Source organism: Lacimicrobium alkaliphilum (assembly GCF_001466725.1).
Lineage (GTDB): Bacteria > Pseudomonadota > Gammaproteobacteria > Enterobacterales > Alteromonadaceae > Lacimicrobium > Lacimicrobium alkaliphilum_B.
Map to the genome: position 1 here is coordinate 4,329,885 of NZ_CP013650.1, position 14,071 is coordinate 4,343,955.

The 14,071-nt window shown below is 49.8% G+C and carries 12 protein-coding genes and 1 pseudogene; 4 read left to right on the forward strand and 9 right to left on the reverse strand.

Annotated elements, in window-relative coordinates; genetic code table 11:
• Positions 1 to 2: 2 nt before the first annotated feature.
• The 5 genes from xerC to lptM form a co-directional block, all read right to left on the reverse strand.
• The gene (gene xerC / locus AT746_RS19390) at positions 3 to 914 is read right to left on the reverse strand and encodes a tyrosine recombinase XerC (protein WP_062483751.1); all 912 of its coding nucleotides are present in this window, start codon (positions 912 to 914) and stop codon (positions 3 to 5) included.
• Positions 915 to 918: 4 nt separating this feature from the next.
• Positions 919 to 1,602: a DUF484 family protein gene (locus AT746_RS19395; protein ID WP_082633357.1), complete on the reverse strand. Its 684-nt coding sequence runs from the start codon at positions 1,600 to 1,602 to the stop codon at positions 919 to 921.
• A complete protein-coding gene (gene dapF / locus AT746_RS19400; RefSeq protein WP_062483753.1) occupies positions 1,599 to 2,429 on the reverse strand; it encodes a diaminopimelate epimerase in 831 nt (276 codons plus the stop codon). The genes AT746_RS19395 and dapF overlap by 4 nt, the downstream gene beginning before the upstream one ends.
• 126 nt (positions 2,430 to 2,555) lie before the next feature.
• Positions 2,556 to 3,806 (reverse strand): diaminopimelate decarboxylase, encoded by a 1,251-nt coding sequence (gene lysA, locus AT746_RS19405; protein ID WP_062483755.1) that lies wholly within the window; start codon positions 3,804 to 3,806, stop codon positions 2,556 to 2,558.
• Entirely contained in the window at positions 3,807 to 3,965 is a 159-nt protein-coding gene (gene lptM, locus AT746_RS19735; protein WP_231730983.1) for an LPS translocon maturation chaperone LptM, read from the reverse strand.
• Between the two features lie 367 nt (positions 3,966 to 4,332).
• Between lptM and speB the strand changes: the two genes are divergently transcribed.
• The 3 genes from speB (at position 4,333) to AT746_RS19420 (ending at position 7,911) form a co-directional block, all read left to right on the forward strand.
• A complete protein-coding gene (gene speB, locus AT746_RS19410) occupies positions 4,333 to 5,235 on the forward strand; it encodes an agmatinase (RefSeq protein WP_062483757.1) in 903 nt (300 codons plus the stop codon).
• Positions 5,236 to 5,348: 113 nt separating this feature from the next.
• Positions 5,349 to 7,265, forward strand: a complete 1,917-nt coding sequence (gene speA, locus AT746_RS19415) for a biosynthetic arginine decarboxylase (protein ID WP_062484431.1) — start codon at positions 5,349 to 5,351, stop codon at positions 7,263 to 7,265.
• Between the two features lie 13 nt (positions 7,266 to 7,278).
• Complete coding sequence (locus tag AT746_RS19420; RefSeq protein ID WP_062483759.1) at positions 7,279 to 7,911, forward strand: DJ-1/PfpI family protein; 633 nt, start codon at positions 7,279 to 7,281, stop codon at positions 7,909 to 7,911.
• Positions 7,912 to 8,229: 318 nt separating this feature from the next.
• Here AT746_RS19420 and AT746_RS19425 read toward each other — a convergent pair.
• A pseudogene (locus AT746_RS19425) lies at positions 8,230 to 9,667 on the reverse strand (IS1182 family transposase).
• Positions 9,668 to 10,282: 615 nt separating this feature from the next.
• Between AT746_RS19425 and AT746_RS19430 the strand changes: the two are divergent.
• Entirely contained in the window at positions 10,283 to 10,588 is a 306-nt protein-coding gene (locus tag AT746_RS19430; RefSeq protein WP_062483761.1) for a DUF1330 domain-containing protein, read from the forward strand.
• Between the two features lie 218 nt (positions 10,589 to 10,806).
• Here the strand turns inward: AT746_RS19430 and AT746_RS19435 are convergent, their stop codons facing one another.
• From AT746_RS19435 to AT746_RS19445, 3 genes are read right to left on the reverse strand one after another with little or no spacing between them, the layout of a single operon-like run.
• The gene (locus tag AT746_RS19435; RefSeq protein ID WP_197414300.1) at positions 10,807 to 12,642 is read right to left on the reverse strand and encodes a serine hydrolase domain-containing protein; all 1,836 of its coding nucleotides are present in this window, start codon (positions 12,640 to 12,642) and stop codon (positions 10,807 to 10,809) included.
• A 32-nt stretch (positions 12,643 to 12,674) separates the two neighbouring features.
• On the reverse strand, positions 12,675 to 13,538 hold the full coding sequence (locus AT746_RS19440) for a PD40 domain-containing protein (RefSeq protein ID WP_062484433.1): 864 nt from the start codon (positions 13,536 to 13,538) through the stop codon (positions 12,675 to 12,677).
• Positions 13,539 to 13,596: 58 nt separating this feature from the next.
• Positions 13,597 to 13,992, reverse strand: a complete 396-nt coding sequence (locus AT746_RS19445; protein WP_197414301.1) for a GFA family protein — start codon at positions 13,990 to 13,992, stop codon at positions 13,597 to 13,599.
• Positions 13,993 to 14,071: the final 79 nt, after the last annotated feature.

Here is a 14,071-nt window from a genome sequence, read left to right on the forward strand (position 1 = left end):
TGTCAGTTTTGGCTCTTCTTCGCTCTGGGATGGGCCTTGTCATATACCTGGGCCAGATGCTGAAAATCCAGATGGGTATACACTTGGGTGGTGGTGAGGTTGGCATGGCCAAGCAGTTCCTGCACGCCACGCAAATCTCCGCTCGATTCCAGCACATGGGTGGCGAAAGAGTGGCGTAACTTGTGTGGGTTAAGAGGCTGATTCAGTCCTTGCTTTAAGGCCCAGTGTTGCATGCGCTGGGCAATCTGCCTTGAGGTAATGCGTCGCCGCTGTTTGCTGATAAACAGGGCTTTTTCTTCAACGGGGGCAAGTTCACCCCTGACTTTCAGCCAGGCTTGCAGGGCCTGCCGGGCAAGGCGACCGACTGGCAGCAAGCGTTCCTTGTTGCCTTTACCCCTTACCCGCAGCAGACTCTTATCCTGATTAAGGTTATCCAGGTTCAGCCCGGTTAGTTCGGCCAGACGCAATCCGCAACTATAGGTCAGCTCCAGCATGGCTTTATCGCGGATCCCCAGAATATCGTCGCCGGGGCTGAAATCGAGCAGTTGGCTCATCTCATCCACATGCAGTTGCTTGGGCAAAGGCCGGCCTTTTTTAGGTGCCTGAATGCCGGTGGTGGGATTACTGGCTAGTTCCCCCTGTTGCAGCAGATACTGGCAGAAGGTACGCAAAGCGGAAAGTTTCAGGGCAATGGAGGCCGGGCTGTGACCTTTTCGTCTGGCCTGATTAAGTACCTGGCGAACATGTTGTGGTGTCAGCTCTGCCCAGTTGTTCAGGGCCAGTTGCTGACTAATATCCTGCAACTGCTGTGCGTAGGTTTCAAGGGTTCTTTTTGCCAGGTTCCGCTCGTTGCACAGATGGGCAAGAAACGCTTCCAGCCTTTGGTCAATGCACCCCGGAGCTGATTCGCTCATACCATCAGTATTCCGCGAGCTGAGGTACCACCAGGGTCAGAAATTTCTGCAGTTGGGTGATCAGCAGGGTGTCCATGCCGGGATGAAAGTGATGGGGCTCGTCACTGCCGACGGCCAGCAGACCCATTTCGCCGCGCTCGCCCAGCAACATCATGGCCACAGAGCCCACCGGGCGGTCGTTGAACAGCATTTTCTGTTCCTGCTGACTAAGTCGGCCAAGATAATAAATATTGTTATTAAAGCGTTTTTCCATCAGGTGTTTTTTGCTGGCCTCAGGCAGATCGTCGTCGAAGCCAAACAGCTTTAATGAAAGGGTTTGCAAATCCAGTTGATGCAACAGCACCTGCTCGAGGGTTTTACGGGCGTCGAACAGTGTCCGGCAGCGGAACAGGCGCAGATTGAGATCGGCATAGATGCGGTAAATACGCTCGTTCTGCTTGGCAGTAGCCATCAGTTCATTGATCTGCAGTTGTAACTGGCGCACTTTCAGGCGCAGTTGTTCTGCCTGACGCTCTACCAGAGAGACAGTGCCTTTTTGCTTGTGGGGTAATCTGAGGCTGTCGAGAATTTCGGGGAAATAAAAGAAAAAATCCGGGTTGGCCAACAGGTATTCCTTAACGGCTTCCGGTGCCAGCGATGCTAACTCCACTGCTGGTGTGGCTTTTTCCTGTCTCGACATGTCACTCATAGGCTGATACTTCCGTCAAATACATGCTCTGCCGGCCCCGTCATCTTCACTACCCGATCACGGCCCTGCCAGCGTATGGTCAGCGTACCACCAGGAAGGTCGACCCTGACTTCTGATTCCAGTTTTCCCCAAAGCTGCCCTATTACTGCCGCGGCGCAGGCACCACTGCCACAGGCGAGGGTCTCGCCGCTACCGCGTTCATACACCCGCAGTTTAATGTGGGAGGGAGAGAGGATTTGCATAAAACCCACATTCACTCCTTCGGGGAATCTTTCATGTTTTACCAGTAAAGGGCCGAGGGTTTCAACTGCTGCCTGCTCAATATCCTCGACTTCCATCACGCAATGGGGATTTCCCAGCGACACAGCACCACAAAAAATGGTGTGTTCGTCCTCACGAACGATATAGGTGGCCTCTTCTTTATTGGCTTTTAACGGGATCTGAGCAGGCTCAAACTGGGGCTTACCCATGTTTACGGTTACCTGACCATCCCGCTCAAGATACAATACCATCCGTCCGGCACGCGTGCCTACGACTATTTTATTTTTGTTAATCAGCCCCTTATTGCGCACAAAGCGGGCAAAGCAACGGGCGCCGTTACCGCATTGGGATACTTCGGTGCCGTCGGCATTAAAGATACGGTAGTGAAAATCCTGATCGGGATCGTAAGGAGGTTCCACCAGCAATAACTGATCAAAGCCGATACCGAAATTGCGATCTGCTAACTGTTTAATCTTGTCCTTGGAGAAAAACACATTCTGGGTAACGTTGTCGATGACCATAAAGTCATTACCCAGGCCCTGCATTTTTGAAAAATGAATCTGCATCGGTACCACTTAGTTAGAGAAATCAGCTTTCAGCTGGCAATAGTCAGAAGAGACACCATCCTGTATCCGAAACTGAATTGCAATTCTGTACTGAAAACTGATTACTGACCACTGATTCCTGCTAGTTTACGGAACTTTATGCTCTCCTTTCCAGAGATCCTTTAGTTTTTCTCGTTCCCGAACCAGAAAGCATTGATCGCCATCCACTAAGATCTCTGCCGGGCGGCAGCGACTGTTGTAGTTTGAGGCCATGGTAAAGCCATAAGCACCGGCGCTGCGTACGGCGATAAGATCCCCCTCATCAATGGCCAGGGCTCTGTCTTTGCCGAGGAAATCACCGGTTTCACATACCGGGCCGACCACGTCATAGGTGAAGGTTTCTCTGCTCAGGCTCTTGTCTACTTCAACAATATCCATCCAGGCTGAATAGAGTGCCGGGCGGATCAGATCATTCATCGCTGCGTCTACCAGCGCGAAATTTTTCTCTGCTCCCTGCTTGAGAAACTCAACCTTGCTGACCAGAATACCTGCATTGGCCATGATTGCCCTGCCCGGCTCAAAAATCAGAGGCAAATCCGGTCTGTTCTGCATACGGTCAACAATGGCTTTCACGTAGGCATCAGGTTGTGGTGGCTGTTCGTCTTTATAGGTCACACCCAGACCACCACCGACATCCAGGTGCTCAATTTCTATGCCCCTTGCCGACAGTTCATCCACCAGCTCCAGTAACCTGTCCAGCGCATCCACAAAGGGGCCCACTTCGGTCAGTTGTGAACCGATATGGCAATCCATGCCCACAATCTTAAGATGCGGCATCTTCGCTGCCTGAGTATATACCTCGACGGCCTGTTCGCGCTCGATGCCGAATTTATTGGCTTTCAGGCCAGTAGAAATATAGGGGTGGGTTTTGGCATCTACGTCGGGGTTGACCCGTAACGAGATCGGCGCCGGTTTACCCTGTTCGCCTGCAACTTTGTTGATACGTTTGAGCTCTGAGGGCGACTCCACGTTAAAGCACTTAATCCCCTGTTCGAGTGCGTAGGCAATTTCCTGCTCTGTTTTGCCGACCCCGGAGAATACCACCTTGGCAGGATCGCCACCGGCTTCAATAACACGGGCCAGTTCACCGCCGGAAACGATATCAAAACCCGAGCCCAGCTTTGCCAGCACGCTGAGTACGCCGATATTGGAGTTGGCTTTGACCGCGTAACAAATCAGATGTGGATGGTTACCCACCGCATCATCAAAGGCGCGCCAGTGACGCTCAATGGTGGCGCGCGAGTAGATATAACAGGGGGTACCGAAGTCGGCGGCAATCTGGCTGACCGGCACGTTTTCTGCCATCAGCTGTTGTTGTTGATGTACAAAGAAATCCATCTAATTCTGCTCTTGTTCGCGGGTGGATTGAGTCTCATCTTGTTCGGTTTGCTGAGGTTTATTGTCCACAGCCTGTTCCGGCATAAACAACGGGCCCTTCTGGCCGCATCCTGCCAGTAACAGCAGGGCGAAAATGGCTGTCAGTTTTAACCTTGTCACAGCGTCACTCCACAGAGGTGTCAGACCCGCTATGATGGCATTGAAGACGCAAAAAGCAAAGCAACTTAAGGCACTAATATCCGTCTGCAAAGCCTTATCTATCGGGGCTTCCGATGCATTTTATCGCTAAGGGCTATGTGTTGGTGGTGAATACTATAAGCGGCTATCAAATATGCAAAATGTCGGTATCAGCGCAAAGTTGCCCGCATCGCAAAGTTTTGTGGAGTCATCTCTCTACCCTCTGTGTCCTCTGTGACTCTGCGGTAAAACAACTAAAATCGTGTTGAATCACTGCAGAAAACGCTGGGGTTTGGGGGCTGCTATTCTTTATACTACGCCCATTATTCGACCACAGGATTTGAGTTTTATGTCTGATGCACCCATGGTGACACTAACACCGCCGGGCACACCTTTTCATATGGCGAATACCGCCACGCAACCTGAATCCGATTGCCTCAATCTTATCGGTTTTGGTTTTGATGGCACCGCCTGTTTTCGCAAAGGTACCCGCAATGGCCCCGATGCCCTGCGTGATGTTTCAGAGGATATCGAGAGCTATTCTCCTTATCTGGATGCGGATCTGGAACAATGCCGCTTTGTGGATATGGGCAATCTGCAACTGGGCGTCAGTGACGATGTGGAGCAGCAGTGGCAAAGTGCTACTGATGATTTTGCGCGCTTATTTGGCGCCCTGGATCTGGAAAAAGAGAAAATCCGCATCATGACCCTGGGGGGCGAGCACTCTATCTCCTATGCCCCGATTAAAAAATACCTTGAGCAATATCCCGATCTGGTGTTGGTGCATCTGGATGCCCATGCGGATTTGCGTGATGGCTATGAAGGCTATCATTTTTCTCATGCGTCCATTATCCGCCGGGCGCTGGATCATTTTGGTCCCGATCATCAACTGATCCAGTACGGTATCCGTTCCGGTACCAAAGAGGAATATCAGTGGATGCGTGAGAATAAAACCATCCGCACCTCCAGAGACAGTTTTCTGCAGGATATCGCTGCCATTTCTGCAAACAGACCGGTGTATCTGACCCTGGATCTGGATTACTTTGATCCCAGCTTTCTGCCCGGCACCGGCACTCCTGAGCCCGGCGGAGAAGATTTTCACTCCTTTGTGAAACTGATCAAGTTGCTCAGAGGTAAAAATCTGGTGGGCTGTGATGTGGTGGAGCTGTCACCGGAAATCGACAGCTCCGGCAACAGTGCCGTATTTGCTGCTAAAGTGGTACGTGAACTGATTCTTTGCATGCAGGCCTGAGCAATCTTGCTCAACCTGTTGATTTGAATTTATACAGGTCGACAAACAGCTGAATAAATCAGGAGCCTGTCAGGCTCCTGGGTCGACTTTTTCTTTTTTTGGGAGATAACATATTGGCGAACTGGACGATTGATGATGCCGAACGGCTTTACCGGGTAAAACGCTGGGGCGGTGGCTATTTTGAAGTGGGAGAAAACGGTAATCTGCATATTACTCCGGCCTTTGATAACCCCGATGTCAGAATTGATTTCAACACCGTGATCGAAGAGATCAAGCAGGAAGGCGTGCAGTTTCCTGTGGTGGTGCGTTTTCACGACATCCTGCGTTCTCAGGTGGCACAATTAAACCAGACCTTTCGCCAGAGTATCAAAGAGGCTGAGTATCAGGGCCGTTACCAGGGTGTTTATCCGGTTAAAGTTAACCAGATGCGCGAAGTGGTGGAAGAGATCGTCGATGCCGGTGAGCCCTATGATTATGGCCTCGAGGCTGGCTCAAAGGCTGAGTTGTTGACCGTATTGTCTTTTGAAACCAGTGAAAATGCCCTGACCATACTCAATGGCTACAAAGATGAAGAATTTATGCGTCTTGCACTGCTTGGTCGCAAGCTGGGGCGCAATATTATTGTGGTGGTAGAAAAGTACTCGGAGCTGCTGTCTCTGGTGCGGATCGCCAAAGAGCTGAATATCGACCCTATTATTGGGGTGCGTTCGAAGATGACCGTTAAAGGTCGCGGCAAGTGGGAAAGCTCCGGTGGTGATCGGGCCAAATTTGGCCTCACCATTGCCGAGATCATCAATGCTGCCAAATATCTGCAGGAGCAGGGCTTGGGTCATTGCCTGAAACTGCTGCATTTTCATATCGGCTCTCAGCTTACTGATATCCGCTCGGTAAAAGACGCCGTGGCCGAAGGCGGCCGCATCTATGCTGAATTGCGCAAAATGGGCGTCGACATGCAGTATGTGGATGTGGGTGGTGGCCTGGGAGTGGATTACGATGGCAGTCAGTCTACCAGTGACTCCTCCCGCAACTACAGCATGCAGGAGTATGTGGCCGATGTGGTCTATGGCATGAAAGAGATCTGCGATCTGGAGGAGGTGCCCCATCCTAATCTGGTCAGTGAAAGTGGCCGCGCCATTACTGCCCATCATAGTTGTGTGATCACCCAGATAGTCGGTGAGATCAAAAACAGTGATATTCAGTTTGATACCCAGGCCGCAGAAGACGAGCATGTGCTGGTCAGCAATATGCGCGATCTGGTGCCATCCTTCGATAACGGCGGCAGTTTGCAGGAGATTTTCAATGACGCCTCGCAGTGGAAAGAACAGGCCATTGAGGCCTTTAAACTGCGGGTGATTTCATTAGAAGAGCTGGCCAAGCTGGAAACCCTGTACTGGCAGATTATGGCGCGCCTGAATCAGGAGCTGAAGCAGGCTGAATTTGTGCCGGAAGAGCTCAAAGGTCTGGAATACGCGCTGTCTTCCCAGTATCTGTGTAACTTTTCGATTTTTCAGTCGGCTGCGGATACCTGGGCTATCGATCAGGTCTTGCCCGTAGTACCGATTACGCGAATGAATGAAGAGCCTTCGGTAAACTGCTCGCTGGTGGACATTACCTGCGACAGCGATGGCAAGATCGACCAGTTTATCGGCGAAGAGGGCATTTCTGATGTGCTGCACCTGCATAAGCTCAAACCCGGTGAAGAATATTATGTGGGCCTGTTTCTGACCGGCGCTTATCAGGATGTGATGGGCGATATGCATAACCTGTTCGGGCGCTTAAATGAAGTACATATCTTCAGTGACGATGACGACCCGGCGGATTTTTATATCGAAGAAGTGGTCACCGGCTCATCGGTCAGCGGTGTGCTGTCGATCATGCAGTATAACCCTTCGGCCATGGCCAAAGATGTGAAACGCTTTATCGACAAACAGGTCGCAGCGGGCAATATCAAACCCAGAGAAGGGGTGAAGTGGACAGATTTCTATGAAGACTGTCTGCATGGGTATACATACATGAAAACCGGCAAATAACAGGAGCGGGCAAATGGCGCAATATCGGGTAGGGATACTGATTTTCGAGGATGTGGAGGTGCTGGATTTTTGTGGTCCTTTTGAAGTGTTTGCCACCACACGCCTGAAAGAACCCCGTCAGCGCCAGGATCCATCTCCCTTCGAGGTGGTGTTAATTGCCGAGCGGACCGATGCCGTTACCACCACCGGTGGCATGCAGGTGATGCCCCATACCACGCTGGAACAATGCCCGAAACTGGATATTCTGATTGTGCCCGGCGGTTGGGGCACCCGCGAGCTGGTCACAAACCAGAGGGTTCTGGATTGGCTCGCACAACAGGCCGGGCAGGTCAAAACCCTGGCATCAGTTTGTACCGGCTCCATGGTACTGGCTCAGGCGGGTCTTCTGAATGGTCTCGAAGCTACCACACACTGGCGCTCCTTAGAGCGGATGCGGGATAGTTTTGCAGAGGTCAGGGTCGCCTTTGATAAGCACTATGTGTTTCAGGGAAACATTTGCACCAGTGCCGGTATTTCAGCGGGAATTGATATGTCATTGAAGCTGGTGGCGCACTACGTGGGGGAGCAGGTGGCCCGCGCAACGGCAAAGCATATGGAATACCCTTACCCGGAGTCTGATGCGCGTCGTATTGAGGTGTTTGAGTGATACCGATGAGGTATCAGCTAAAGCTCAATTACCCATATTGTCAGCAGCCCGCGTTGCGCTGGTGGCACTATACGTTCAGTTAACACTAATACCCGTAATTAAAAAGCCGTAAAGCCCAGAGCGGAGGCGGCTTAGAGCGCAGACTGTGTGAATACTCGAAGATCTCTCAACCCGTTTGATCTGTTTCTTTCCGGCCGCCGGTCCCGTTGTGTGTTTACATGGATATTAGGGTTATAGGTGTCTGAGCGGTTGGTGGTTTAGCTAAGAGTGACAGTGATAAGTCAGCTTATTGCAGGTTAAATGTAGTGTAAAAAGGCATTATCCGGCCTTCAGCATGGATATCAGTCGACGGGTACCCACAATGGCTATCATCCGTTTGAGGTTATAGGCCAGTACGTGCAAGCTCATCTCGGTACTGACATTAGACAGACGTTTCATCAGGAAGTGGGTAGCTCCCATCCACATTTTAATTGTTCCGAAGGGATGTTCGACTGTCTGCTTACGTAACACGGTAGTTTCAGGTGAGGCCTCCAGTCGAGATTGCATTTCTTCAATCTCATCTTCATGAATCCAGCGCCTCATTTTCCTGGGTTCGTAAGATGATGTGGTGCACTTTTTGCGCATAGCGCAGTCTCTACAGGCAATATGATCTACGTAAACCTTTAGCTCTATACCCTTTTCCAGTGATTTCCTTTTGAAGGGGAGCTCGTTTCCGACGGGACAAATATACACGTCCTTATTCTTATCGTATTTAAACAGTGATTTGTTAAATATACCCTTGGCTTTAGAGCCAGAGGTATCACTTTGTGGCACCAGCGCCTTTGCTCCTAAGTCCTGTGTCGCTTTGATGTCTATACGACTGAAATAGCCTTTATCAGCGATCACGGTGATGTCTTTTTTTATGCAGCGCTTTTTGCACCTGTTCGGCGACCAGGGTGAGGTGGCCTCTGTCTGTAGTCATGATGATGTCATGACTGATAATCAGATGGTGCCTGGTATCCACTGCGCTTTGCACGTTGTAACAGACCTGCCGGTTCATGTTATCGGTTTTCATAAGCCGTGAATCCGGATCACTTAACGACAGTTGTTTATCAGGGTGTTGATTGACGGCTTTTTCTATCTCCTTCAACTCACTGAGTCTGTTTTTGAGCCAAGCCAACTTTTCCTTCATTAGTTGGGTCTGTTTCTCGTTGGCGTCTGACGCGTCTGCATTATCCAGTTTGTCCAGGTATTCGCTGATACTGGCTTCGATTCGGGCGATATGGTCTTTGGCTTTTTGTGAAGTGAAGTTATTCGCTTTGCTATTCACGGCTTTGAACTTACTACCATCAATGGCAATGATTGAATCAGTGAGCATATTCATCTGGCGACAGAGTTCAACAAACTGTCGGCAGGCATTCTTGATGCCCTTCCCGTTATCTTTCCTGAAGTCCGCAATGGTTTTAAAGTCAGGAGTCAGGCGTTCCAGCAGCCACATCAACTCTACGTTACGCTGAGTTTCCTTTTCCAGTCGTCGAGAGGATTGAATACGGTTTAGATAGCCGTATATGTAGAGTTTCAGAAGCGTTGCAGGATGGTAACCTGGACGACCAGTTTGCCTGGCTTGAACACGTTTAAAACCGAGGGCATCAAGGTTGATTTCATCGACGAAGACATCAATCACACGCACCGGATTATCTTCTGAAACGAAGTCATCCAGTGCTTCTGGAAATAGGGTTACCTGGTGTCGGCCCTGGCCTTGGATATGGTGAGACATAGCAGCGCACAATGTGTTTTCTTTTTGTACTACTAATTTTAGTCAACCACACAATTGAGGGGTGATGTTAACCAGACCGATTGATCATATTAACGAGCTGTTTAGTCCAAAAGGTGATCAGGAGTTTTCACACAGCCTGAGCGAATTGCAGACATTGGACTTCTTTACCTTGTAAGGTAGAGTAGCTTGACAGGAACAAAACCTTGCATTGGTTGATATAATAAGCTGTTAAATGTCAGGGACATCATGAAGGAAAGTTACCCTTATTGGTGTGAGGATAGGCTAGGGTACAAATATAAGTGCTTAACTTGTGGAGCCTATGTCAAAGAAGGAACCAGAAAGTGCTACAGATGTAATAGCTGGTTTTCTCCTTCAGATGTTGACGAGATGATTCGATATTACATAGCGAACAGAAGAAAGAACTGGCCTCATATCATTTATTTTGTACTATTCACCGCCGGGATGCTGGCCTTCTGTATTGGATTATGGTTTTGACATATAACAAGGCCACTCAAATCGGACACAAACTCGCTGTCACTTTTCTTGCAAACGGCACAACAAAAGCGCCATCAAGTTCGTGCCGCTGGTTGCGGCGTATATTTACAGGAGCGAGATGTGAGCAAGTATTCCATAATTGTTGATGGAAAATTTCAGGAAGGATACGAAAAACACTTTCCTGAGTATTCACAAACTGTTCGCGACTATCTCAGCAAGCATAAGGGAGTTGTTATCCGCCGACAGAAAATTATCAAGACATTATATGGAAATCGGTTCCCTGATTTGGTTATGCTCATTGATTTTCCTAGCAAGGAGGTTGCCGAATCAATATTTTTCGCTAAAGAATATCTTGATATCATTCCTCTCAGAGAAAAAATATTCAAAGAATTCAATATGTACTTGGCTCCGAATGAAAAAATCTAATCGGGTAACCGGGGTTATCTAGCCCCCAGTCCCCCACAACACCCTGCATGCGGCTCCGCACAGGGCGTTTTATTCAGGATAGTGAAGCTCTTGATTCAATCAATCCCGCCTGTTTCAGGTAAACATCGAACAGCGCTGGGTCAGGTCTTGCACTGTGCAGAAGGATCTCTTCTGGTACATAGCCGCCCCTAAAGTTGGAGACGGCCCTGGTTAATGTATTAGCCCCACAGGCGAAGTGGTAACAGCCCCCAAACAGCAAGCACCAAACACCACTGGAGTACGCCGAGCATTGCCAGCGCGTCGCACAGTGTTTTCCCCTCTATCTTTTGCCGGCTAAATGAACGCCACAATCCGAACATCATCGCTAGTGGCAGCATGCCTGTCACTACTGTCAGCAATGCGCTTGCCGGCGTCAGATCACCAAGTTGCAGAAAAGACTGGCTAAAAAATAGTGGTATTGGCAGCAACAGCGCGACCGATGAGATAAATGGCGCGTAAAGCGCAGAAGAAGGCTTTAGCCTGCGACGCAGCATGCAAACCACCCCGGAGATAAGCAGCCATATCAGCCCAAGCACACCCGCCACCAGGCTTCCCCAAAGGGGCACCATGCGCCATAGACTGGTCTGCTCGTAGCTACGGAAACCATCGCTGATAATTCGCTTTCCATCGTCCGAAACAATCAGCGCGTGCGATGCGTGTGTTCTGTCTTCGGCGCGAAAAAGCGGCCCACCTACTGGTGCCAACGCTCTGCTTTTACTCTGAAAGGGTTTCAGGTGCAGGTATTGGCCATCCCACCCGACAGTAGCAAAGTGCAATAGCAGATCCACATAAGCGAAGCTTTCGATGCGGCTAGGCGCCAACACGTAGATGCCCTGCCAGTCGATGAGGTTCTCCAAAGGGGGAGCTGCCGGCATCGTAGGCTCGGTTTGAATACCGAGTTGATCAATCAGCAGAGCATCAAACTCTTTGTAGTCCGCCGTTTCGACATCGGCATTAAAGGCAACAAAAAATGCTTTCTGCTCTTCAGGGAACAGACAAAAATTGGTTTTAAAGCCGGCCGTAGAGCCGCTATGACAGTTGCCGATGACACCGTGTCGGTCACGGCTGTTCAATCCAAGTCCATATCCCGCATCAACCAGCCCTGCCAAGGCCGCTTCGGTGGTGGTCGGCTTTCCCATGGCGCTGAGCAAATCAGCAGAGATAAAGGTCTTGCCATCAATCTCGCCATTGCTCATCAGAAAGTGTGCGAACAGCGCCATGTCTGCTGCTGTGGTGGTAAACTGACCTGCGGGACGAAGATACAGCGGCAGAGTTGGCTGAGTCACCCCATCCTCAAAGTGCCCCATTGCCAGCGCTTTATCTGCATGAGGCCCTTGCTGGGAGACAAACCTAAAGGTACTCATATGCATACCCAGCGGATGCAGCAAGTGTTTATCAAGATAGTGCTCGTAGCGCTCGCCAGTAACCTGCTCGATAACCATGCCAACCAGGGTGTAGCCAAGGTTGGAGTAGGAAATACGGCTGCCCGGCCGACTACGGATCTGTAGAGGCTCTGGTTGAATACTGCTGTGTAGTGGTGCATCCGGTTTGGCGTTGACAGTGAAAATGTGCCAGAGACGGGCATCATCCAGCCCCGATGTATGATCAAGTAGATGACGCACTAGCACCGGATGGCTTGACTGCCAACGATTATCAAAGATGATATCAGGCAGGAGGCTGGCAACAGGGGTGTCGAGGGTCAGTTTGCCCTCTGTAACTAATCTCAGAACGCCAGTTGCTATTAATGTTTTCACTATCGAGGCAGTCTGAACTTTGCTATCAGAGGTAAGTGGTTTTTGGTTGCGAGCATTGGTAAGGCCCGCTGCATCGGTGGCAATTCCTTCGGGGCCTACGGTTGCCCAAACGGCGCCTGTCAGCCCCTGATGTTCTAACGACTTTGCGATCTCCATACGAAGCTCGTTACTGCCCCCGGTTTCACCGGCACCAGACAACGCGCTGAACAGCCCCATCCACACCGCAGTCGTTATTAATATCCATTTAAAAAGTGGATTCATTCTGTACCCATCTGTTACTTGCCTGCCCTTTTTCATTGTCTGGGCCTCAATGCCTCAATAATTTTTGCATCTACCCAGTAAATATCTCCTTCGGGCCCCTTGCCGTCTTTATTCGGGCGAGGTCTTCGATTAAAGAAAAGGTACTTACCATCTGGAGATACATAAGCACTTGCTTCTGTTCCATCGGTATTAATCTGGTTGCCGAGGTTCTTCGCACTGCCCCATTCACCATTTGGCTGGCGAAAGCTGATATAAAGATCCGTATCTCCATATCCATCTTCTTTTTCACTATCCCATATGATGTAAGACTCATCCGGGGCGATAAATGGATGGGCAGTCCACTTGCCAGCGTTAATGTGCTCTGCCAGCAATCCTGGCGGTTGTCGTTGACCGTTTTGAACCTGAGAGATCCTCAGCACATCATTGTTTTTGTAGTCATCAAATATGTAGCTGCCTAGGGCTGATGCTGACAGGCGCATAATGCCCCAGTCTTCGCGATCAAACATCGGGCCAAGGCTTTTTACCTCTGACCAGCCATCAGCGGTGCGTTCCCTGTATTTGTTACCCAAATGCAGGGTATTGCCATCTGGTGACAGTATAGGGCGGCCAATTCTGGGCCCAACCACCGACTCCTGCCACCGGTTATTCTCTAGCGTGAAACGTATTAACCACCACTTTTCAGTGTCGACATCTTTTCTGGAGAAGTAGAACTCGGTTAAATCGGGAGTAAAGGAACCGCTAAAATCGCGATGCCGGGTTGAAACATAGCCCGGGGCGAACTTTTTCGGTGTTAGTCCCGGCGGCACCTGCCCCAGATAAGGCCCCGCTAAGAAAGGCAAGCTTTGCTGATCTTTATTATCCACAGCCAGGAGAGACGTAGGCACTAAAAGCGCCATAGTTAAAAACAGATATTTCACGAGTTACTCCATGAAAGTCATTCAATACAGGTTGTTTTTAGTTTGGGTGCTCGTCGAACTGCTGAGCGTTATCACCGATTTTCAACCAGCTTGGTTTGTCAGCAACAAACTCGTGGAATTTATTTTCGATCTCGATTTCACTATCAATGCAATTTGCATTGATTGGGAAAGTGTCTAATCCTGAGAGCACTTCTCCAAGTGCAGTTCCGCAGATTGAACAGAAGCAACGATGGTATTTATAGGGTGGCTGGGCTTTGAAGGTGGTAATGTTATTGTGGCCAGCAGTAATACTGAATGTATCTGAATTGACAAAGATTAGTGCCCCAGCCCCCATCTTGCGGCAACGGCTACAGTGACACATGCCCATCAAGCCGGGTTTTTCGCTCAGTTCGAATTGTATCGCTCCACAACAACAGCTTCCTTTGATCATCATTCACCTCTCAGATTTAACAGCGCTGGGTATATAGCTGAGGCGGTATTCTATAAGAGACGTTGTGAAAAGGATGTGAAAT